Below are 24904 nucleotides of genomic sequence, written 5' to 3' on the forward strand. Positions count from 1 at the left end.
CCTCTGTTAATAAAGTAATTGAGTATAGAATTGCAATTTATGCTTATTGTATTAGTGATAGCATTGAAAGCCTTAAAGCTTGTTTTTTCGACATCTTTATGCAAGTGAGCCATTTTAATATGAGCTTTTTGGAATGATATTCTTGTTATACCTTTGGCAGATATCATGTTGTCTAGAGCTGAAGCATTAAAAGAGATTAGTGGACCAACACAAGCAGCCTAAATCTTATTAATTTAACACTGAAAGCACCATATAAAACTCCTATTTAAAGGGGGTTCTTTTTTGCTTGACACAACTTCTATGACTGCATCCACCTCTGTAGCAAACACCAAAGTTTGGTAAACCACACAATACCTCTAGGTTAATTTTAGCAGCGTTTCTATCCTTTCTTTACTTTGGGAGGTGTACAGTTGAAAATTTAAACGTAGATTTTTAAAACCATATTGTGTAAACTTTTAACAGAAAGATACCATTTACGGAAATACAAATTAAACTAGAGAACAATTCCATTTTCTTGAAAAAAGTCATCAGAATATAAAATCATTTAAACACGGAAGGAAATTAGGGTCATAACAGATTTTGAACTGCTTATCTTACAAGAAGAAGATTTCACAACTACCGCATAATGCCCCCTGAGTACACAATTCTACTACTAGCAAAAACTTAATAAAAAAGGACAACCAACCTTGAAATTTTGTTTTATAAAGGCAAAATTAGGGACATATTCACCTATTCTAGGAGACATATTCGCATAAGTATTTTTATCCATTTTTAAGTTGCAACTATTTATTATTTTAACAAGGTTTTAACATGTTTTTAATTTAATATTGAGTCTGTCCGTTTCTCTCTCATATTTTTTTAAAGATAATTTGAACAATAACCAAGCTAACAAAACAAAACTTAAATTAATTAACTAAACTATAATAAATATGAAAAACAACTTGTTAATTTTATTTCTAATTTTAGCCTGCCAGGTCAGTTGGTCTCAGGTAAAAATTAAAGGAACGGTTAGTGATGCTAACAAGGCTTCCTTACCCGGTGTAAGTATAATTGAAAAAGGGACATTAAACGGTGTTTCTTCAGATTTTGATGGCAACTATGAGATTGAGGTAAGTAGCACTAATGCTATATTGGTATTTTCTTTTGTAGGGTCAAAAACCAAAGAAGTAGCGGTAGGAAATCAATCGGTTATAAACGTTACTTTAGAAGAAGATTTAGCACAACTGGATGAAGTAGTTGTTGTAGGGTATGGAACTGTTAAGAAGAGTGATTTAACGGGATCTGTTACATCAATTAAAACTGAAGACATAAACCAAGGTGTTAATGCTTCAGTAGATCAAATGCTCTTAGGTAGGGCGGCTGGAGTTAATGTCGTTCAGAATAGTTCTGAACCAGGAGGAGGTATTTCCATAAATATTAGGGGATCCAGTTCTTTCACAGCTGGAACAGAACCTTTGTATGTTATTGATGGATTACCTATTAGTAATGCTTCTCTTACAAGTGGGACTGGGTCAGGTTTCCCAAACTCAAGAACTTCAAGCAATCCTCTTAGCTCGATTAATCCAAATGACATACAATCCATTGAGATATTAAAAGATGCCTCTGCTACGGCTATATATGGTTCTAGAGGAGCTAATGGAGTGGTATTGGTAACTACAAAGAAAGGTCGATCAGGAAAGATGAATATCGAATATGATACTTATTTTGGTTTACAGAATGTCATTGGAAAGTTTGATGTTCTTACACCTCAAGAATATATGCAGGTCATGAATGATATTATTGCTGATGGAGGTGGTAATCCTGATGAAGAAGTAACCGAAATACAAAATGGTGGAACAGATTGGCAAGATTTGATTTTCAGAAAAAATTCTCCAGTGCAGAGTCACAACCTTTCCCTATCGGGAGGTAACGATAAAACAAATTATTATGCGGCAGTAAACTATTTTAATCAAGAAGGTGTTGTTATAAGTTCTGGTTTTAAGAGGTATGGGGGGCGATTAAATCTTAATTCTAAATTTTCGGATAAACTGGAAGTTGGGATGAATCTGAATACTACCTTTACAGATAACAATCAAGTTCCTGCACAATCTTTTGGCTCTAACTTGGATAATGGTGCTTTGTATGCAGCCTTTAATTATGACCCAACCTTGACGCCGTATGATGAGAATGGAGATTATCAACGACCACCATACCATTCTCTTGAGCATCCCTTGGCATTAGCAAATGGAAAATCGTCTTTTACAAAAAGTTATAGAACTTTGGGAGTAGTATACGCTAATTATTATTTACTTCCATCACTTTCTTTTAAACTGAATGTGGGAACCGATATTACAAATCAGCGAAAAGATGTATATATAGACAGGACGACTCTTGATGGTGCTGCTAATGGTGGTATTGGAACTATTTTTCAGGCTACCAATTCAAATTATTTAGTAGAGGGAACTGTTACTTTTGATAAGACGTATGGAGTTCACAAAATTACGGCTCTTGCTGGATATACCACTCAAAAGTTCTTTAATAAATCAACATATTCAGAGGCTAGAGGCTTTCCATCGGATGCTACCGGCACAGACAATTTAGGGTTAGGAGACCCCACTCTTTATAACTTGGGCAGTGGAAGATCTGAAAACCAACTGATATCCTATATGAACCGTATAAACTATTCATTAAAGGATAAATATCTTTTCACAGCAACGCTTAGGGTAGATGGATCCTCACGTTTTGGTGAGAACAATAAATATGGATACTTCCCTTCGGCAGCATTTGGCTGGAAGATGAAAGAAGAATCTTTTTTGAAGGATATTGATGCCATAAGCTCACTGAAATTCCGAGCCAGTTGGGGACAAACAGGTAACCAATCCATAGGAAACTACCAGTCAATTGATACGTATGCTGCTGGGCCAACAGCGGTATTTAATGTTGGAGGAACTTCTACACAAATTTCTACCACAGATGCCAGTAGAATTGCCAATCCAGACTTAAAATGGGAAACTACTGAACAATGGAATGTTGGATTGGATTTTGGATTTATTAACGGGAGAATTAATGGAACAATTGATTATTACGAAAAGAAAACGTTTGATATGTTGATTAATTTGCCAATTCCATCTTCAACAGGGTTTAATACTCAACTTACAAATATTGGGAGTATCCAAAATAAAGGGTTTGAATTAAGCCTTAATACTAGAAACATACAAGATGGTGATTTTAGATGGTCATCAAACATCAACATATCTACTGTGAAAAATAAGGTTAAGGATATTGGTTCAATTGACCGTATTATTCAAGGAAGCGCAGGAGCTACCCGTGGATTTTTTATTACTGAAAAAGGACAAACATTGAGATCGTTTTACGGATACCAAATTGATGGTATTTGGCAAACAGATGATGATTTTAGTGTTACAACAGATAATGTAGCGCCTGGAGACATTAAATTTCATGATGTTAATGGAGACGGTACTGTTAATGCAGAAGATAGGGTTGTGCTAGGGAATTCCTTCCCTGATTTTACATGGTCGTTCAATAATACATTCGATTACAAAAATTTAAGTTTAGCGATATTTTTTGAAGGGGTAGAAGGAGTCAGTATGCTTAATCAGAACCTTGTTGACACCTATTTCCCAATTAATTTCAGGAGAAACAAATTTGCAGAACCTTATTTAAACCGATGGACACCAGATAACCCTTCAACCGTGTATCCATCTTTTGTTAATCCAGGAGGACAGGGGCAAAAACAGGCAAATTCATATACTATTTTAGATGCCTCATATGTTAGGCTTAAAACTGTTACATTGAGCTATAGGCTTCCAAAATTCACCAAGTCAATAGAAGATGCCTCTGTTTATGTTACTGGAAGTAATCTTTTAACCATCACACCTTACAAAGGAATAGATCCTGCAGTTAACCCTAATGGAAGCGCATTAAGTAGAATTGATTATAATGCTTATCCATCAGCAAAATCGTTTCTTTTTGGTTTAAAAGTTAAATTTTAAAATAAAAAAATTATGAAAAAAATATTAAAATTGAATTTATTCACCTTGCTTTTCATCATTTCGTTTTCCTGTAGTGATTCGTTGGATGAGAAAGTATATTCTCAATTAGCTCCGGGAAATTTTCTTGTTACACAGGAAGGTATTCAGTCAGTTTTATTTTCTGCCTATGCAGAAAGTTATTTAAATGGGTATTCACACCATAGTGTGCGAAATATTTTAGAATGGTGTACCGATATTGAATGGGAGACTGGTGGTAATGAAAACCTTAAGGCGGTTTTAATGATTGGTTTTACTTGGGACCCTACGATTGATTGGATGAACGGTGATATGTGGAGAAAGCCTTATAGAGGGATTAGAAATGCCAATACGGTTATTGAAAATGTTGAAAATGCTAATATTTCGGATGAAAACAAGGCTTTATATACTGCCGAGGCGCGATTTGTTAGGGCTTTAGCTTATAACTATTTGTATTCTTGGTTTGGACCTGTTCCCTTAAGAACAAGTTCAGCAGACGAGCTTCAGCTTGCAAGAGCTACTGATGATGAAATGAAAACGTTCATTGAGTCTGAATTATTGGCAGCTTTACCAAATGTGCCAGATCCTGGTCAGGAAGCTGCAGGAGGGAGAGCTAATAAAGGGATGGTTCAGGCATTGCTTACAAAGTTTTACTTAAATACAAAGCAATGGCAAAAAGCAGCTGATATGGCTCAAAACATCATAAACATGGGAGTTTATTCTTTGTATCCTGATTATGCAATGATGTTCCGCGTTGAGAATGAGATAAATAGTGAATTCATACTTTCATATCCACAAATAGCAGCTGGCCCTGGATGTAATTACATGCCAGGAGCGTTTCCTCCTGGGTTTAATTACCATGAACCTACTGGGCTTATGTTTAATTCTGCATGGAGGAACTGGGCAGCACAGTATAGATTGTATGATAGCTTTTATAATTCATTTGAGTCAGGTGATTTGAGAAAAAACCTGATTATTGATGAGTATGTCAATAAGAAGGGAGTTACGAAGTCATTATTGAATAATAATAACACAAGATCGTTTAAATACTGGCCTGACCCAAATGGCGCTGGCAGTGAGCATGGCAATGATATAGCAGCTATAAGATATGCAGATATCTTGTTATCTAGGGCAGAAGCCCTTAATGAACTCAATGGACCAAATCAGCAGTCAATTGATTTGATTAATGAAGTAAGGGACAGGGCAGGATTGACAGATTTAAGCTTGGCAAGTTTTACATCAAAGGATGAATTAAGATCTCATCTTTTGAATGAACGTGCTTGGGAATTTTATTCTGAAGCATTAAGAAGAGAAGATCAAATTAGAATGGGAACTTTCATTTCATCAGCTGTGTCAAGAGGAAAACCTGCTAAATCCACTCATGTTCTTTTTCCTATTCCACAGCCTGCTATGGATGCGAATCCCTTATTGGTACAAAATCCTGGATATTAGATTACAGATTTTAATAAGCAAATTGTTTTTAATGAAGTGTTTGAGTTAGTCTTTGTCTTTGTTTTACAGCCATTTTACTAATGGCTGTAAAAATGAGGACATATCACCAGAAAAGAAGATTAATTTAACACTGTAAGCACCATATAAAACCCCTATTTATAGGGGTTTTTGCTTTTTAGCTTCATACAGATTCTATTACTGCATCCACCTCTGTTGCATCCACCAAAGTTTGGTAAACCACACAATACCTCGCGGTTAATTTTAGCAGCCTTTCTATCCTTTCGGAAGTGTTCAGTTAAAAATTTAAATGTACTTTTTTAAAACCAATTTGTGCTTCTTTATCAATACCAAGGGTTCCTCGAAAATCCAAATCGCTTTCTGCCTTTACAATACGTCCTTCAAAGTCACACTCTATAGCTGTAGCAACAGCATTAAGGGTAACGCCAGCACAAGTCACCAACGCTTCGAGAAGCAAATTTCCCGAACATGCTTGCAGTCCAGTTCCTCCCGTAGCAGGATGAAGCTCCGCCTCCACCATTGCCTTACCTGTATCTACTTTACATGAAATTCCTTCGCCTATTTGTCCACTTGCTTTCAACGTTATTAATGCCGAGCCAGCATCGTTGCGATATTTTTCTTTTAAGGGCGTTTGTATCTTTTTTTAATCATCTGCTTTTATTATTTTCGAGCTTATTTGTCTCCAATTAATGTACAGTCATTCAGCTTTGCCTGGATGTCCTTTAGGTAGTGAGTATCGTGCACCGATGCTGTTGACAGGTCAATACTGTGAAATATACAGCGTGAAGCTTAGTTGAGCCTTGGGCGGCGTAGTAGTCCTTGTTCGGTCATGTATATCGCTTTTCATTGCAAATTCTAGAGAGCTGGCTCCTTGAAAGTTTGCAGACCTCCAAAGGCATACTGTCTACAATGAAAAAATCCTCAAACTCATTGAAACGGGATGCTAACTTTAATCGGATGCCCTCGATATGGCAGGCCAACCTTCGTCTTCTTCTATTGTACACGCTGCGCTCTATCTTACCTAAAAGCGGTTAGGGAGGCTTTCTGAACAGGTCATTTCGCTATCGATGCCAAAATATTCTGCCGTCAAGCAAAGGCTGGTCAACTCTAGATCACTCAACTTTGGCTTTCGCCTTTGGTTGGGCAATAATTGTTCTTCCGATATTTTTTGTAAAACTTTCAAAATTCTCTCGTAAATTGCATTTAAGTTGTTTATTTTTAATGTTTTATATTTAAAACAGGTTACTGTTTATCAGTAAGATGAACAACTTTTTTCTTTTAAATCATAATGCACAACGGGTAAGTATTATTCTCTATTAATAAACGCTGAAGGATTATCTCCAAATTGCTGTTTAAATAGTTTACTAAAATATTTTCGATCTGAATATCCAATATGATAGCAAGCTTCAGCTACGGTACATCCTTTTTCTGTAAGTAACTTTTTGGCTACCTTTAACTTATAATCCCTTATGAATTCTACAAGGGATAAACCAGTTAACGCTTTTAGTTTTTTATATATAACCGAATGGCTCATCCCTAAATGTTTTGAAATGAAATCGGCATTTAAGGCATCAGAGTCAATGTTTTCATTTATTAAATCGATTAAATTTTTAAGAAACGCCTGATCGGCATCATTTTTAGCCAATTCACTTATTGTAACGATGTCTGCAGATCGAAATTTTTCATGAAGAATCGCTCTATTACGAAGCAAACTTTTTATTCTACTTCTTAATAAGTCTTCATTAAAAGGCTTGGTAACGTATTCGTCTGCTCCTGTATTGTAGCCTTCCATTTGTTGCATTACAGAGGCTCTTGCAGTTAGTAGTACTATCGGGATATGACTAGTGTCTACATCTTTTTTTAGTATTCTGGTAAGGTCTATGCCGTTCATTTCTGGCATCATAACGTCACTAATAATAAGGTCTGGGGCTTCTTTTTTAGCTATATCGAGACCTATTTTGCCGTTCTCGGCCTCCAGAATTTCAAATTCGTCTTGAAGGAACTCTTTGATATAGTCTCGAATGTCTTGATTGTCTTCAACTATTAATAGTTTTTGCTTTTCACCAGGCTCAAAAAGAGCATCATCTTTTTCTTTGTTTAAATGGCTTTCAACATCATAATAATTTTCTAGAATTTCAGAATTTAATTCTTTTCCACCCAATTCAATTGTATTAAAATGATGGTTGCCTTTCTTTAATTCTATTGTAAATTTAGTGCCTTTATCTTTTTCACTTTCTACCGTTATAGTACCGTGGTGTAATTCAATAATCTCCTTAACTATTGAAAGTCCCAAACCATAGCCTTTATTATTAATACTGTTCTTTATTTCGGTCTGATAAAAACGGTCGAAAATTTTGGTGATTTTATTTGAAGAAATTCCAGTGCCCTCATCTTCTACAATTAACCGAACGTTATCTTCGGTATCTACAACCTGTAATGTTACTGAGCCATTTTGGTTTGTGAACTTAAAAGCGTTTGAAATTAAATTGTATAACACTTTGTCCATTTGTATTTTGTCAAACCATAAAGGGATCTTAGAGGTGTGGCAATCAAAAGTAAATGCTATGTTTTTTGCATTTGCCTGTTCCTGAAATACAGAAAAGGTTTCTTTGCAGAACGATACAAAATCTTCTTCTGTAGCCTTTATTTTAATTTCGCTGCTTTCCAGTTTTCTAAAATCCAATAGTTCGTTTACCAAATTAAGCAGGTGCTTACTGTTCTTTTCTAAAACTTTAAAATGATTTGGAGTTTTTTCGGATGTGCTTTCACCTTCTCTTAAAATTTTGTTTATAATACCGGTTATAAGTGTTATTGGCGTTCTTAACTCATGAGAAACATTGGTGAAGAATTGTTGCTTAATATTATAAAGTTCAATATCCTTTTCATGGGATAATCTTTCAAATTCCAGATTAGACTTTAATTGCTCCCAAGAAATGATGTATTTCCTAAATAAATAGAAAATTAGAATAGTTATTAAAAAATAAATTATATAAGCCCACCATGTTAACCAGAATGGTCTTTCTATTTTAATATTTATAGAATTGAAATTATCTCCCCATTCACTTCCGGAACTTTTACTTTTTACCTTGAAAATGTAGTTTCCATGCGGGAGGTTTGTATAGGTGGCTGTTACATCATGTCCTATTTCTCTCCAATTTTTATCAAAACCTACCATTTGTATGGCATATTCGCAATTTGTGGAAAAAGGGAATTGCATGGCCGCAAACTCAAACGTAATAACATCCATGTCGTGCTCTAAAGTAATTGATTTTGTTAGTGAAATGTTGTTTTTTAGGATGTCGTTTTCCCCTATAGAAACTTCTTTATTGTATAATTTAAAACTGGTAAATTCAACTTTGGGGTTAACACTTTTGGGAGCTAATTTTTCGGGATTAAATACCATGAGACCTTTTGCTCCTCCAAAGTATAAAAACCCATTTTCATCTTTAGTAGCAGCATTAATATGATATTCTCCGGCTAGGTTTTCAAAACTATTGAAACTATTGGTGTCGTAATTATAATTGTAAATACCTTGCTTAGTACTAAACCAAATTTGATGCTTATTATCCTCTACTATTGCTAAAACTGTTTGGTGTCGGATATTTTTATGCTGATCAAAGCGGTTAACTTGTCCAGTTTTCTTATTTATTAAGTTTATACCTTTTGATGTGCCTACCCATATGTTGTTTTTCGAATCTTTGAACAGGGATTGTACATAATTGCTACTTATAGTATTACTATTAGACTTAGAATACATAAAGCGTTTTGAAACTTGTTTAGTTTTTGTGTTGAATACATTAACACCACCACCATTGGTGCCTAACCATAATAGTTCGGCATCTTTTTGCATGGATAAAATATTGTTACTACTTAAAGACAGGGTATCACTTTCATTACTTTTATAATGTGTGAAGGTTTGTAAGGATTTATTGAAGTAATTGAGACCGCCTCCCCATGTAGCAATCCATAAGTTGTGCTTTTCATCTTCAATAATATATCTTACATCATTGTAGCTGAGTGATTTTTTGTTATTAGCATACCTGTAATTTATAAAGTTTTCGGTAGCTGGATTAAAATGAATCAATCCATTTACAAAAGAGCCTAGCCAGTAGGTATTATCGTCCCCTTTTTTTATATACTGAATGTAGTCGGCACCTATATGCTTTTTATGATTTTTACTATACCGTTTTTTAACTTTACCTTTTCCACTTAAAACTGATAAGCCTTTTCCATCTAAGCCTATTAAAAGATTAGCATCCTTAAGTACAGATAGGACGGGTGAGGGCACTTCATTTATAGTAGTGCCATATAAAAGTTGGTAATTTTCATTTTGGCTTAGTACATTAACGCCGTCCCAAGCGGTACCTATCCATAAATTACGGTTTTCATCTTCATAAACTTCGTATATAGAATTGCTAGAAATAGATGATTCCAACTGAGCATTGAATGTATAAATAATGAATTGACTGTCTTTAGGTTTTATAGTTTTGAAATTAAATAAGCCACTACCATCTGTTCCTACCCATAGATTACCAGTTATATCTTTTTTTATGCTTCGTACTATTTTTATGGTTTGGTTGCTAGGAAGTTCAATTTTAGAAAATTTTAGACTGGTAATATCAAAAATTAATAGACCAAAACCATTAGTTCCAATTAATATTCTATTTTCGTCAATTCCTGATATAACATTTATAAAATCTGAAGTAATATCAGCTGGGGAAGTTATTTTTTTGAATATTTTTTTATCAGTTTCAAACATATTTAGACCTCCTCCCAAGGTGCCTACCCATAGATTACCATGTACGTCTTCATAGATACTTTTGATGATATTATTGTTAATAGAATATTCGTTATTGATTTCATGGGTATAATTAATAAATCTATTTTCATCTTCGATATATAAAGACAAACCATTGTTAGTACCTAGCCAAAGATTACCGTGGGAATCTTCAAAGATGGTATTAATTTCATTGGAGGGAAATGATGATTCAATACCTTTTTGAAAAGTTACAAATGTATCCTTAAGAGTATTGTATAAATTAAGTCCTCCTGAAGTTGCTATCCATATACGTTGTTTACTGTCGATTAATAGGTCTGTTATATTATTTGATGTTAGATTGCTGTTTTGCTCATTGTATACCTTTATTTTTTTACCGTCAAACTTGTTAAGACCGTTACCTGTACCAATCCATACATACCCATGTTGTTGTTTCACAATACTAGTTACTCTTGTGTATGATAATCCGTGTTCTGGACCAATTTTTTTGAATACAGGTTGTGTTTGGGTAAAGCAATTACTAGCAAATAATAGGATAATTATAATGATGTGATAACGACGTATTCGATTCAAAATTTTGCTATTAATTTAGTTGGTTTTATAAAAATGAAAAAATTAATTCAATTTAGAAATGATTCTGTATACTTTATTGCTTAAAAATGAATTTGTCTAACCACTAAAAACGAATCTTTCCCTCTTTTGGGATAATTAAAGGATAGTTTTAGTTGTTTTTTTAAATTAAACGATAATATTTATCGTAAATAACTAAATATGATAATACGGAATCTTTTTTTTATTGTTATTCTGCAATTTATTTTTCATTCTATTGCATCAGCTCAAGTTCATATTTATGTAAACACTAATACGATTATAGCTTCTGGTGTGGGTGATAAATATGATATTAACCTAAACGCTGCGGCTGATCATGGCGATGATAGAGCAGTAGGAGCACAGTCTCTGATTACTGCGATGACTGAAATAGGAGCAAAACGTATTCGGTATCCGGGAGGCAAGAAATCAATCTTTTATGCTTGGACCGCCCATCCTTTAAACCCAGATCCTACTAAGCATCATTGGGTTGGTTGGGCTGCAAATATTGCAGCGCGTATTATATAATAGTCTTTTACCTGTCGCCCAACCTTTTAAATTGTGGAAAATGTTTATTAAGGATAAGCTTGTACTGATTAGCAGTGATAATTATGCGGTGGTGATTTATGTATGCTATGATTATGTAACGAAGGATTTAAATATCTTTTTAGTTAATAAAGAAACGTCTTCTAAAAGTATTGACCTATCGATTACTTCTTGTAATATTTATAAAACAGATGAGGTATGGCAATTTAAAGGGAATGATGAAAGGGATACTAACCCAACTTTGGGAACGATAGACAATGTTTCTATTGTCGATAATCAAATTATGAATTACACATTGCCTTCCACTTCTATTACAGTTTTAAAACTTACTAAAGTGATTACGCATTAAGAGGAATATATTTTATTTCTATCGAATACCCTGTAACCAGAAGTAATATGTTATTTGGTTGAAATTCAAAATCATTTTATAGAATTATTGAAGGTTGCTTTTCTGGCAGTGCTATAATTATAAATTAATGTAATAATGGTAATTATTTAAAAATAAGAGATAAAATCTTGTAAGTGTTTAAAATAAGGGGTGAAATTTTGGTTAAAATGAATTTATCCCCCTAAAGAAAATGAATCTTACCCACCTTTTAAAAGGTATTTATATAGAATTTGCGTTTGTTTAAATTAATAAAATGTTTAGTAGTTAGTTTTTAGTTTAAGAGGTAGAGTTGTTGTATTAAAGTGTTTTAAAACGACTCTCTACTTTTTTACTTAACCACTGAAACATTTTTATAAATAGGTAATAAGTTCTATTTAGAACTAAAAATAAATACCAAAACCAACTAAAACTATAACCAAACAATGAAGAAATCAGTACCATTAAATAGCATCTTTCTTAAAGATTGAAAGATAATTAAAACTAAACTTAATTTTTTGACTAACGAGACATTTATCCATAATTAAATGTTTGAATAAACTAATTTTAAAATGAATAAATTAACATTAACAAGATTATTATGTCTTGTCGTCTTTACAATTTTCTCATTTCAGGGTTGTGAAGATCAAAGTTCTTTTGGAAAAGATACAAATGGATCAGTATTGCCTACTAATCTTTCATATCCAGACATCATAGGATATAGTGCATTTAGCCAAATGGAAACGGCTGCACCAACTTACGACTCGAATGGCCAACCGGTTATGTTCGAAATTGTAAGCATTGCTAAAGATGGTGTTATTTTAGATGAAACTTATTTAAATGCGGCAAGTATTGTAAACTATGAGCTTATAGAAACAGAATTCAGTTTGAAAGGTGATAAGTTTATTATTATTACTCCGGACATAGCCGAAGCAGGCAAAATAATCATTGAAGAAGGCAATCCATTTGCTAATGGAGACTATTACTTTTCCATTAAGGCATCAGTTAAAATTAACAATCAAATAGAGTCGGTAATTTTTGAAAATGCTCTTCATTTACAAGTAGGCTGGGCGGATGGAATAAGTTATTGTCCATTTAAAGTAAATTTTGTAACTGGCGCAGGAACTGTTTCAGAAGCAGCTGAAATACTAGGGGGAAGAGATAATGTTAGATTTGAATTGGGATCTGACCAAGAAAAGTTATCTATAGACCCAGTGACTGGAGCTATTTCTGTAAACTCATCTTATACTATTACGGAAACGGAATACTTAAGCCCAGTTATAAAATTAATTTATGAAAGCAATCCATCGGTACCATTGGTATATGATGGTAGGTTTATAGCTGTCTTATCTAATCAACCAGTTGAATTAGAACGTGAGATAGACTATTTCTTTTATCCAAAATTAAAGGCAACTATTAATAACAATACGGCTGCAGGTGGTGATGGTTATTCTGTAGATATAGGTAGATGGTCTGCAGAAAAGGGATTTGTTAAAAAAGAAATTTACAGAACATGTCCAGGTGCAGAGCAACTTAATGAACAAGAAGCTTTAGACACAAGAGCAGAGGCTGGTGTTGACGGAATCACGGGTTTAAGATATTTTACGCAAGGTCCAAATTCAAACAAACCATTTGAATCCTGGTTTATTGCTGATGCTGTTAATTTAGTAGCATATTCAGGTTGTTATAAATCAGAGTTGGTATTTTGGATAAAGCAGAATCATTTCCCGGATACTGAAGATTATTTCACAGGAAAAGAAACGCCATTACGCTTCTTGGCATATATTACCGATAATTATACTGGTGATGTGGCTACAACGGAATGGACACAGGTTAATGATGATTTAACTTGTAAAATTGCAGGTACAGAAACGGAGTTTTTAGGAACGCCATACCCGTTTACCGGCACTAGAGAAGCTAACGTAGATGCTTACGACAGTTGGGTTAAATGTAAATTGGATTTAGCTGACTATGGGGGTCTAAGCAATTTTACTATTGCCTTCAAGCAAGAAACATCATATGATGAGCCAGTTGTTTTTCCTTCAACGGCCTCCCTTGACAAAGTTAGAATCAATTTATACATATCAGATCTACACTATGTAGCTAAAGAAATTCAATAATAAATTATGAAAAATAATATATACATATTAATAGTAACGTTTTTTGTTTCCTTGTTAGGATATTCACAAAATACGATGATAACAGGAACCGTTACAGATCAAGATAAACTACCACTTGCTGGAGTAAACATTATTGTTAAAGGGACCTCAACAGGAACTATGACTGACTTTGATGGGAGCTATTCTATAAAAGCTAAAACAGGAGATATTTTAAATTTTTCCATAATTGGTATGACGTCCAAAACCATTACGGTAGCTAATCAAACAGTAATTAATGTTACATTAAAAGAGGATGTAGCCCAACTAGATGAAGTAGTGGTAGTTGGGTATGGATCGGTTGCTAAAAAGGATTTAACAGGATCTGTAGCGACGTTAAAGGCTGAAACAATAGAGTCCGTAATAACTGCCAATTTCGACGAGGCCTTAACGGGAAGAATAGCAGGTGTTGATGTGTCTTCAAATGAAGGGACCCCCGGGGAACCTTTAAATATTGTGATAAGAGGAGGAAACTCTATTACCAGCTCTAATAGTCCATTATATGTGATAAATGGTTTGCCGCTAGAAGATTTTGACCCTGCTACGATATCTGCATCAGATATAGAAACATTTCAAGTATTAAAAGATGCTTCTGCTACGGCTATTTATGGTTCCCGAGGAGCCAATGGGGTAATAGTAATTACTACAAAATCTGGTAAAACCAATTCAAAAACTGAAGTGACTCTCGATGTTTCAACCTCTTTACAGGAAATCACAAAAACCATAGATGTATTAAGTCCATATCAGTATGTTAAATATCTTGAAACACAAGCTATTGCTAAAGATGGGTACCAGTTTTTACCTGATGAGGACGGTTCGTTCTTAAATTTTATTTATAAAAAATGGGGAGATCTAGAATTGTATAGAAATGTAAAAGGTGTAGATTATCAGGACGAAGCTTTTAACGTGGCACATATGACACGTGCAAATCTATCCGTTAGAGGCGGTAACGATAAAACATCGGTATCTTTTTCCAGTGGTATAGTAAATCAGGATGGTGTTTTGATTACCACAGGTTTTAAAAGATGGAATAATAACTTTACCATTAGCCATCAGGCAAATGATAGACTAAATTTTTGGGGATCCATAAACTATGCGAACTCAAATAGAAGAGGTGCCCGATTGAGAATTGGTGGTTCAAATCAGCTGTTAAAAAAGATTATTTTATTTAGACCCGTAGATCCTTTGAATCCCGATGCAGGAGAATTGGAAGGTGAAGGGGGCTATATACCTGGTGTAAACGACAATGATTTTTTCGATTTGTTTGATCCAATACGTGATATGAAAGGAACCACACGAGAGGACAAGGCGCATAACATTCGTGTGAACACATCCATAACGTATAACATAAATAAGGATTTAACATTTAAAACCACTAATGGTTTTAATACAACCATTGGTAGGGAAGAATTATTTTATTCTTTAGATACACAACAAGGATCAAGATCTCCTAATGGTATTAACGGCCGAATTGATGGTTACGAAAGATCAACATTCTCTTCGTCTAATACCCTTACGTTTAACAGAAAAGTACGCCGTAATGCTTTTAATGCGGTATTTGGAACTGAGTATGTGCACAACACGTTGTTCGAATCAAGGCTTTGGAATAAAAATTTGCCAACAGATGAGTTCGGTATTAACAACTTAAATATTGCAACACAACCTACCATAGCAACAACAAATGCGGCACAAAATAAGTTAGTATCGTTTTTTGGAAGAGCCAATATTGGACTTAATAAAAACAAATATTTGTTAACGGCTACTTTTAGAGGTGACGGGTCTTCTAAGTTTCAAGGCGATTATAGATGGGGGTATTTTCCCTCGTTTTCAGGAGCCTGGCAAGTAGCTAAAGAAGGGTTTATGGACAATGTTAACTTTATAAACAGTTTTAAAATTAGAGTTGGATGGGGATTAACTGGTAACAATAGAGTTCCAAATTATGCCTCTATTAACCAATTTGGAATTGTTCCTTCCCAAGGATATGTGTTTGGTAATGACGAGGTTTTTCAGCCAGGTGCTATACAGACTACATTTGCTGTACCGGATTTAAGATGGGAAACTACGGCACAAACAAACATAGGGGTAGATTTTTCAATTTTTGATTCAAGATTATCAGGAACTGTAGATTACTATGAAAAAAAGACCGAAGACCTTCTGCTGAATGCTAATATGGCTTTAAGCACCGGATTTGTAACTGTACAACAGAATGTTGGTGCGGTATCGAACAAAGGATTTGAAGTAACACTTTCAGGATTGGTTGTTGATTCTAAAGATTTTAAATGGCGTTCTAGTATAAATGTGTCTACTAACAAAAATAAAATTCTCAGTTTAAATGATGGTCAAGAATTTATAAAGTCTAATCCCCAACTTGGTTTTACTTCAAATGAAACCTATTACATTTCAGAAGTTGGGCAACCCGTTGGAATGATGTATGGTTTAGAATATGATGGTCTTTATCAGGTAGATGATTTTATTTATGATGATTCAAATCCTGCAAGCCCTTATACTTTAAAGGATGGTTTACCTAGTTACGGAGTAGGAGTAGGCCCTGGATCTGTAAAATATGTAGACCAACTTACGGTCGATACCAATGGAGATGGTATTCCTGATGCGGGAGATGGGGTTATTAATCAAAATGATCGCAAAACCATTGGGAATCCACATCCAAAACATTTTGGTGGTTTTGTAAACGATTTTAAGTATAAAAACTTCGATTTATCTGTTTTGATGCAGTGGTCTTATGATTTTGATGTGTTTAATGCCAATAAGGCGTTATGGGAATATCCTATAAATAATAGTTTTAGTAGATTGGCAGGGGCGGCAGATGCCTGGACGCCATGGAATACAGACACAGATGTGGCAGCGCATTGGGCAAATGGCAACCCAACCTATCCACGAGCAGGTTTTAAAGGGGATACTCGATTTATTGAAGATGGAAGTTATTTAAGGTTAAAAACAATAACTTTAGGCTACAACTTACCATTGGATGCCAAAACCGGATTTACAAGTTTAAGGCTGGCATTATCTGGTCAGAACTTGGTTACATGGACCAATTATTCAGGATTCGATCCAGAAGTTGGAGTAGGAAGTTCAATTAACCAGTTAGATAATCCAAGTAATGGATCATTGATTCGTAATTTAGATTTTTCTGCCTATCCTAAAAATAGAACATACAGTTTATCAGTTCAATTAAAATTCTAACAGCTATGATATCATATAAAATAAAAACAATTTACAATAAAGGCTTGCTCATCTTAGGTATATTAGCAACAACCTTTAGTTGCTCAAAAACATTAGATTTAAATCCTGAGGCTAATTGGGCCGCAGAAGACTTTTATGCTAGTGAAAGTGATATTGAAGCGGCACTTGCAGGTATTTATTCTAATATAGCCGCAAGAGGAGCATTTGGAAGACATTTAATATTGTTTGATTTGGGGACCGATGAAGCTATCAGGAATAGAGATTTTGGTTCAGATAATCCGGTAGGGCATAATGACCATAATCCTACAGACGTAGATATTCAGTTGCTCTGGCAAACCTTATATAAGGGCATTAATAATGCCAACAACTTCATAAAATATATAGATGCCTCCAAATTTGAGGATGAAGCAGATTTCAATAAATATGTAGGTGAAGTAAAATTCTTAAGAGGTTTTATGTATTACCATTTAACGGTTTGGTTTAACGAAGTGCCGTTAAGATTGGAACCTGTTCTAGATCAGAGCTCAAATCATGTAGCACCTTCACCTTTAGGGGATGTTTATACCCAAATTATTGCCGATTTAACTTTTGCTGCAGAGCATTTACCAAGTGCTTTCGATTCGGATTATAAAGCAGCCCATGCCAATAAAGGGGCCGCTCATGCCATGTTGGCCAAGACGTATTTAAAAGCGGCGGGTTACCCATTAAGAGCTACTGAAATTAATGGCAAAAACCCATACCAAGCTGTTAAAGAACATTGTCAAGCTGTAATGGATCTTGGACATAATTTGAATATGGCGAGTTACAAAGACGTATTTTTAAATTATATCCAAAATAGATATGATTATAGTGAATCATTGCTTGAAGTGGCCTATAGTAATGGTACGGCTTTAGGAATACCTTCGGGTGGTCCAATTGGCTATATAAATGGATTAACTTGGGCAGGAAATTTATCTAAAATTGGTTTACCTGTTGAACAAAGATTTAATAGGCCTACACCATTACATGATTTTATTTATGAAGAAGGAGATACTAGAAAATCATGGAACGTACCTAACTATAATGTTCTTAGAAACGCCAAATACCCTAATGGTACAATAAAAATTGTACCTAATGTATTGGCTGGGCCATCGGCCTCAGGTAAATTTAGGAGATGGGATGCGGTCTATCCAGATGATATTCCATTGTCAAATGAACAACTTCAACCATGGATTACGTTGGAAACACCACAACCGGTACACCAATCGGTCACGGGTTTAAACTTCCCACTTATAAGATTTTCAGACGTGTTGTTAATGTATGCCGAAGCTGAGAACGAATTAAACGGTCCAACCTCTGTGGCCCAAGATGCCATTAACATGGTTAGGAATAGAGCGGGATTAGATAATTTGGCTACTGCAAAACCAGAGGCTATTGCTGGAAAAGAGGCTTTCTTTAACGAATTAGTAGATGAACGTCTCAGAGAATTGTGCTTTGAAGGGTTAAGAAAGACAGATTTAATTCGATGGGGCCTATATGAAGAAAAACTAAATGTATTATATCAATCTATTATTAACTATCCACCATACCGAAGTGGTAATGTGACACATAATAGGAAGTTTAGTGCTTATACAAATTTTGATCCGTCAAAACATTTATCTCTGCCTTATCCAGAACAAGAAGTAGACTTAAATAATTTGTTAAATCAAAAGCCTGAGTGGCAGTAGGAGTTTAGCATTAAGAAATTAGATGAAATTCATACTGTCCCATAGCTTGTAATAGTAGGTTTGGGTTATGGGGCAGTATTGTTTTTTAAAAAATAAGTTAAAATAGACTTTACCCTTTGAGCATAATATAAATAATACAGGGTTTAATATCTATCAAGGATTTAAGGCAAAAGGTCTTATTTAACTTCAATAAAACTACCAGAATTTCTTTTTAAAATTAGATGTATGGGAATAGTGTTAAGGTTACATTATTATAACCCGATAGGGGTATTTTGTACTTATTTCAAACTGTTTTTTATTTCAAAAAGGCTACCAGAGTACTATAAAGTAAGTTGGTTATGGGAAGTAAATTAAAAGGTAAGAGGAAGAAAATAGGACATTTTAAATTTTAAACTGTATAAAAGAAAACGTCCCCTACTAGAATGAAAAAGACCTGTGAAAATTACAAATTGAAACGGTGTTTTGGGGATTTAAATTAAGTTTTGGAAAACTAACGAGATGAAGAATTAGTCCAACAAGAAGGGCAATTATAACAAACATGTATAAATTTAACTTACTACATAGAAAGCATATTTTACTTCTATTTACAAGCTTATTGTTTTTTGGATATATCACAGGAATCAATAATATAGATAATAAAAATCCTTATCAAACTGTTTGTAGTTTTAACCAAAATTGGAAATTCAAAAAAACAACTTCAACTTCTAATACAAAGTTGTATACGAATGCGATAGATGATTCAGGATGGGAAGATGTTTCCTTGCCACATACTGCTAATATAGAGCCATTAGTAATTGTCGAACAACAATGGCAGGGAACCTGTTGGTACAGAAAGACGTTTAAACTAGATCCCGAATATCAAGGAAAACATATAGCGCTTTATTTTGAGGCAGCCATGCAGGTTGCCGAAGTATGGCTAAATGGTGAATTGATTGCACATCATGAAGGGGGGTATTTACCTTTTTATGTAGATCTTACAAGTAAGGTTAACTTTGATAAAGAGAATCTAATTGCCGTTAAGTTAAACAATAGCAACAACCCACATGTCGCACCTGGAAAACCTATTGAAACATTGGATTTTAATTGGTTTAGTGGACTGTATCGAAGTGTGCATTTAATTGTCAAGAATAAGATACATATAACCAATCCAATTCAGGCCGATACCGTTGCGGGAGGTGGTGTGTTTGTTCAAACTTTGGAAGCGAATACTAACCAAGCAACAATTCGTATAAAAACGGATGTTTTAAATGAATCGGACGCTACTAATACCTTAAAGGTTCAAAGCGATATTTATACAGCCTCGGGTGATTTGGTAAAAACAGTGATAAGTGAGCCCAAAACAATTTTAAACGGTAATTCGGATGAGTTCATAACCAATGTTTATATTGAAGCTCCCAATTTATGGTCACCAGAATCCCCAAATTTATATACCTTAAAAACATCTTTGTTAAAAGACGATATTTTAATTGATAGCCAAGAAAATACTTTTGGAATACGGTCTATAAAGTTTGATAAAAATGGATTCTACCTAAACGGAAAAAAATACTATTTAAGAGGAACAAACCGTCATCAAGAATACCCATATATAGGTTATGCCCTGTCTGATAATGCACAGTATAGGGATGCTTACAAAATAAAGCATGCAGGTTTTAATTTTGTGCGTTTATCCCATTATCCCCACTCAGAATCCTTTATGGATGCCTGTGACGAATTGGGTTTAATGGTAATGGATGCAATTCCAGGATGGCAGTTTTTTGGAGATGATGTCTTTCAGGAAAATTGTTATGACGATATCAGGCAGGTTATTCGTAGAGACAGAAACCATCCTTCAGTTATTTTGTGGGAAGCCTCGTTAAACGAATCTAGGATGTCCAAGGAATTTATGGACAATGCCCATACTATTGCTCATGAGGAATTTCCCGGAGATCAAATGTATACTTGTGGATGGATAGACTATGCTTACGATGTCTTTATCCCTGCAAGACAACATGCAAAGGCACCAGATTATTGGAAAACATACTCCAACGACAAGCCTATGCTTATTGCTGAATATGGCGACTGGGAATACTATGCCCAAAATGCAGGGTTCAACCAAACAGCCTATGAGAGCTTAAAAGAGCATGAGCGTACCTCACGTCAGTTAAGGGGCGACGGTCAAATGCGATTAGTGCAGCAAGCCTTAAATTACCAGGAGTCACATAATGATAATTTGTATAATCCTGCCGCTGGAGATGCCAATTGGTTAATGTACGATTATAATAGGGGCTATGCATCAGATATAGAGAGTTCTGGAATAATGGATGTTTTTAGGTTGCCCAAATTTGCTTATTACTTTTACGGCAGTCAGAAAAATTTAGATAGTAATAATCCAGTGATATTTATTGCCAATTATTGGGATGATTCTAGTTTTAAAGATGTAAAGGTTTATAGTAATTGCGATGAAGTAGCGTTATGGCTTAACGGAAAGCTTATTGAAAAAAGACAACCAGATACAGATAGAAATTCTACTAACCTACAACATCCTCCATTTACATTTCATAATGTCCCTTATCAAAAGGGAACATTAACCGCAAAAGGATTTTCAAATGGTAAACAAATAACGCAGATGGATGTAACCACACCTGAAGCTCCAGCAAAAATAACATTATCTATAGACGAATCTAATAAACCCTTGGAGGCAGGCTGTAACGATGTTGTTTTTGTCTATGCTAAAATCTTAGATAAAAATGGAAATTACGTTCCTTCTGCGGATAATGAAATAACGTTTAAAGTAAAAGGGGATGCAGAATTAATAGGGACTAACCCAATAGTTTCGGAAGCAGGCATAGCAACCATACTTTTGAAAGCAGGAATATCCAAAGGTATGCTGGAAATAAGTGCAGCTTCAAAAGGTCTTGAAACCGAAAATATCAAGGTTTCAATAAAACATTAGTTTAATATAAGATGAACAATAAATTAAGGCTGGAAATAAATCCAGATAATATTTATAGATAACCAATTAACCGCTAAATCTTTATTATATGAAAACAAATTACTTTTCATTAATTGCGAGTTTTCAGTTTTTGTTGCTGACAATTAATAGTGTTTATGCACAAATTAACGTTGACGTAAACACAAATGCCGTTATAGCTTCTGGTGTGAGTAATAAATATGGTATTAACCTAAACGCTGCGGCTGATCATGATGATGATAGAACAGTAGGAGCACAGTCTCTGGCTACTGCGATGACTGAAATAGGAGCAAAACGTATTCGGTATCCGGGAGGTAAGAAATCACTCTTTTATGCTTGGACCGCCGATCCTTTAAATCCAGATCCTACTACGCATCATTGGGTTGGTTGGGCTGCAAATACTGCAGCGCGTACTAGCAACGATCTTAATTTTGATGAATTTATGGCTGTTTGCATTGAAAGTGGGGCACAGCCTCATGTTAATGTCGCTTACCATAAAAACCCTGATTATCAAGACCTGCTCGATGAGGAACTTGCAGCGGCTTGGGTTAAGTATGCAAATATTACCAAAGGTTACAATGTTAAGTATTGGGAAATAGGCAATGAAATGTGGAATGCTGGTAATTTTGGGACAAGCGGAAAAATTGAGAATGTTCAGGAATTGGCTTCTATTGTTATAAGCTATTCCAATGCCATGAAAGCTATTGATCCAACTATAAAAATTGGGGTTAGCTGGCATACAAACGAATTCCAGACCCTTATTGACTTATGTGGTAGCGCTCTGGATTTTGTTACAATTAGTAATTATAAAAGTGGAGGTGGTAGTAGTTACTCAGATTATAAAAACGCAAACAATAGGGATTTATTGAGTGAGTTCAACAGTATACCGCTAAATACAGTTGTTTCTGAGTATAATCATGCCGATTGGAGCAATAGCACATGGGATTTGGCAAATTGTGCAGGTAAAGGAATTATTAATTTTGATATGACAGGCCAGATTCTTAAAAGCGCTAAAACTGAGTATGGAATGTTTTGGAATACGCGCTATTACCCCAATAGTTCAGGAGTTTATACTGAGGATAAATTTCAAGCATTAGATAATTACAACAATCTATTGCCAGTGGCACAACCATTCATCTTATGGAAAAGATTTATCAAAGATGAACTGGTACAGATAAGCAGCGATAATTATGCTGTTGTAGCTTATGCTGCTTACGATGATGCTACCCGTGATTTAAACGTTTTTCTAATTAATAAAGAAACGTCGTCTAAAAATATTAGCTTATCCATTAATTCTGGAAATGTTTATGTTTCGGATGAAGTTTGGCAATATAAAGGGAATGATGAATGGGATACTACCCCAACCTTGGGGAAGATAGGGGATATTTATATCAATAATAATACAATCTCAAATTATTCACTGCCATCAACTTCAATCACGGTTTTTAAACTTGTAGCTGGTTCAATTGCTTATGAAGCCGAAAAAGCTACGCTTATAGGCGATGCAAGCATAATAGATTGTGACCTTGCCTCTGGAGGCAAACAGGTCAATAAAATAAATGCCACGAGTGGTGTTTTGTTTACGGTAAATGCGGATGTTACAGCAAACCATAAAGTGACTTTTAGTTACAATAGCATTACGGACAGAAACATCACCTACGAGGTGAATGGCGGTACACCAGTAACGATAGCTATTCTTGCCAATGGCACTTCCTGGTGTCCTGGAGGGGTAGCACCATCAGGATATACAATTACGGTTCCATTAAATGCGGGTAGTAATACCATTAAATTTTCTAAGGCCCCTGTTTTGGATAAGATTTATGTGGAACTGGGAAATACTTACGAGGCAGAAAATGCTACCCTTACGGGTGATGCGAACATTATAGATTGTAATCTTGCTTCCGGGGGGAAACAGGTTAATAAAATAAATGCTACGAGTGGGGTTTTGTTTAATGTAAGCGCAGAAGCCGCTGCAGACTATACGGTTACTGTTGGGTACAATGCCCTTAATGACAGAGAGATGACCTATGAAGTTAATGGAGGAACCCCGGTAACAGTAGCTATCCCTGCCAGTGGCAGTTCATGGTGTCCATCTGGAGGCTTTCCTGCAGACTATACATTTACTGTTCCATTAGCAGCAGGAAGTAATACGATCAAGTTTTATGATTCTCCTGTGTTGGATAGAATATATGTGGAGCAAGTATCAACAGCAGTGCAAACAGATGTGTACGAGGCTGAAAATGCCACACTCATAGGAGAAGCCAACATCATAAACTGTGATATCGCTTCGGGAGGTAAAGAGGTCAATAATATAAGCTCATCTACGAGTGGTGTTTTGTTTGATGTGACGGCGGGATCGGATGCAGCATATGATGTAACCGTTAGTTATAATGCCCTTATTAATAGAGAGTTGACCTATGAAGTTAATGGAGGAACTCCAGTGATAGCAGCAATACCTGCCAGTGGTAGTACATGGTGTCCTGGAGGTGGAGTGCCTGCAGGTTATACGTTTACAGTTCAGCTAACATCTGGCAACAATACGATTAAGTTTTATGATTCTCCTGTTTTAGATAAAATCGAGGTTACAGCTTCTTCTGGTCAAGGATCAAAACAGTTGGAAGGAAAAAAGCGTTTGACAACAAGCACAACAGAAGAGGTGCAATTGAAGGTTTATCCAAATCCAATTAGAAAAGGAGAAGTTCTAAAGATCTTGTTACCTGAAGGGTATGGTAATGTTGGTGATATTCATGTCTCTATTATGGACCTAACGGGAAGAATGGTAAGTGAAGCTTTTAAGGTCTCTTCAGGAACGATGGAGGTTCCAACAAAAGGTATTAAGGCATCTGGAATTTACTTGTTAAAGATTAATTCAGGAAGCGATGTATTTGTTAAAAAGTTATTGGTTGAATAGGTAGCCCATAGGGAAGCCTATGCTCGAATAAAAAGTTTAACAAACTTCTGCCTGATTTACTTAAAGGCAATATATGTTTAAATCAGCTCAAGGGATTTTATAACAATAAACTCTTGAGCTTTTTGTTCATTTAGGGAGGGTAGTAGGTAGTGGTTTATTCAAGATAAAGGTTACCTCGGTTAAGCGAGCTCTTTACATGGGGTGTCATATTAGGTTGTAAAAAATATA

11 protein-coding genes and 1 pseudogene are annotated in these 24904 nt (G+C 35.0%); 9 read left to right on the top strand and 3 right to left on the bottom strand.

The window, feature by feature from the left end; all coding sequences use genetic code 11:
- Positions 1–929: 929 nt before the first annotated feature.
- Both H611_RS0105640 and H611_RS0105645 read left to right on the top strand, forming a co-directional pair.
- A complete protein-coding gene (locus H611_RS0105640) occupies positions 930–3992 on the top strand; it encodes a SusC/RagA family TonB-linked outer membrane protein (protein WP_027137435.1) in 3063 nt (1020 codons plus the stop codon).
- Between the two features lie 12 nt (positions 3993–4004).
- Positions 4005–5459 (top strand): RagB/SusD family nutrient uptake outer membrane protein, encoded by a 1455-nt coding sequence (locus H611_RS0105645; protein ID WP_027137436.1) that lies wholly within the window; start codon positions 4005–4007, stop codon positions 5457–5459.
- A gap of 295 nt (positions 5460–5754) precedes the next feature.
- On the opposite strand, the gene H611_RS14835 is transcribed toward H611_RS0105645, so the two are convergent.
- The 3 genes and pseudogenes from H611_RS14835 to H611_RS0105655 all read right to left on the bottom strand — a co-directional run bounded on the left by H611_RS14835 (position 5755) and on the right by H611_RS0105655 (position 10827).
- On the bottom strand, positions 5755–6057 hold the full coding sequence (locus tag H611_RS14835) for an OsmC family protein (protein WP_211223790.1): 303 nt from the start codon (positions 6055–6057) through the stop codon (positions 5755–5757).
- Positions 6058–6152: 95 nt separating this feature from the next.
- Positions 6153–6693: pseudogene (locus H611_RS15025) on the bottom strand (IS982 family transposase); the annotation flags it as partial.
- A gap of 90 nt (positions 6694–6783) precedes the next feature.
- A complete protein-coding gene (locus H611_RS0105655; protein ID WP_027137437.1) occupies positions 6784–10827 on the bottom strand; it encodes a hybrid sensor histidine kinase/response regulator transcription factor in 4044 nt (1347 codons plus the stop codon).
- Between the two features lie 198 nt (positions 10828–11025).
- On the opposite strand from H611_RS0105655, the gene H611_RS0105660 reads away from it, so the two are divergent.
- The 7 genes from H611_RS0105660 to H611_RS0105690 all read left to right on the top strand — a co-directional run bounded on the left by H611_RS0105660 (position 11026) and on the right by H611_RS0105690 (position 24676).
- The gene (locus tag H611_RS0105660) at positions 11026–11370 is read left to right on the top strand and encodes a hypothetical protein (protein WP_027137438.1); all 345 of its coding nucleotides are present in this window, start codon (positions 11026–11028) and stop codon (positions 11368–11370) included.
- Positions 11351–11737, top strand: a complete 387-nt coding sequence (locus H611_RS0105665; RefSeq protein ID WP_157515058.1) for a hypothetical protein — start codon at positions 11351–11353, stop codon at positions 11735–11737. The genes H611_RS0105660 and H611_RS0105665 overlap by 20 nt, the downstream gene beginning before the upstream one ends.
- A 587-nt stretch (positions 11738–12324) precedes the next feature.
- On the top strand, positions 12325–13872 hold the full coding sequence (locus tag H611_RS0105670) for a hypothetical protein (RefSeq protein WP_027137440.1): 1548 nt from the start codon (positions 12325–12327) through the stop codon (positions 13870–13872).
- 6 nt (positions 13873–13878) lie between these two features.
- Positions 13879–17109, top strand: coding sequence for a SusC/RagA family TonB-linked outer membrane protein (locus H611_RS0105675; RefSeq protein ID WP_027137441.1), 3231 nt, complete (start codon positions 13879–13881; stop codon positions 17107–17109).
- 5 nt (positions 17110–17114) lie between these two features.
- On the top strand, positions 17115–18815 hold the full coding sequence (locus H611_RS0105680) for a RagB/SusD family nutrient uptake outer membrane protein (protein ID WP_027137442.1): 1701 nt from the start codon (positions 17115–17117) through the stop codon (positions 18813–18815).
- A 538-nt stretch (positions 18816–19353) separates the two neighbouring features.
- Positions 19354–21747, top strand: coding sequence for a glycoside hydrolase family 2 protein (locus H611_RS0105685; protein ID WP_051238735.1), 2394 nt, complete (start codon positions 19354–19356; stop codon positions 21745–21747).
- An 88-nt stretch (positions 21748–21835) separates the two neighbouring features.
- Positions 21836–24676 carry a CBM35 domain-containing protein gene (locus H611_RS0105690; protein ID WP_027137444.1) on the top strand — a complete coding sequence of 947 codons (2841 nt, stop codon included), beginning with the start codon at positions 21836–21838 and terminating at the stop codon, positions 24674–24676.
- Positions 24677–24904 lie beyond the last annotated feature (228 nt).

The sequence above is a fragment of the Gaetbulibacter saemankumensis DSM 17032 genome, from assembly GCF_000425645.1.
Taxonomy (GTDB): Bacteria; Bacteroidota; Bacteroidia; order Flavobacteriales; family Flavobacteriaceae; genus Gaetbulibacter; species Gaetbulibacter saemankumensis.

Coding starts and splice junctions, on each gene's coding strand:
- H611_RS0105640 (WP_027137435.1), top strand. CDS start 930: ATGAAAAACAACTTGTTAATTTTATTTCTAATTTTAGCCTGCCAGGTC.
- H611_RS0105645 (WP_027137436.1), top strand. CDS start 4,005: ATGAAAAAAATATTAAAATTGAATTTATTCACCTTGCTTTTCATCATT.
- H611_RS0105660 (WP_027137438.1), top strand. CDS start 11,026: ATGATAATACGGAATCTTTTTTTTATTGTTATTCTGCAATTTATTTTT.
- H611_RS0105670 (WP_027137440.1), top strand. CDS start 12,325: ATGAATAAATTAACATTAACAAGATTATTATGTCTTGTCGTCTTTACA.
- H611_RS0105675 (WP_027137441.1), top strand. CDS start 13,879: ATGAAAAATAATATATACATATTAATAGTAACGTTTTTTGTTTCCTTG.
- H611_RS0105680 (WP_027137442.1), top strand. CDS start 17,115: ATGATATCATATAAAATAAAAACAATTTACAATAAAGGCTTGCTCATC.
- H611_RS0105685 (WP_051238735.1), top strand. CDS start 19,354: ATGTATAAATTTAACTTACTACATAGAAAGCATATTTTACTTCTATTT.
- H611_RS0105690 (WP_027137444.1), top strand. CDS start 21,836: ATGAAAACAAATTACTTTTCATTAATTGCGAGTTTTCAGTTTTTGTTG.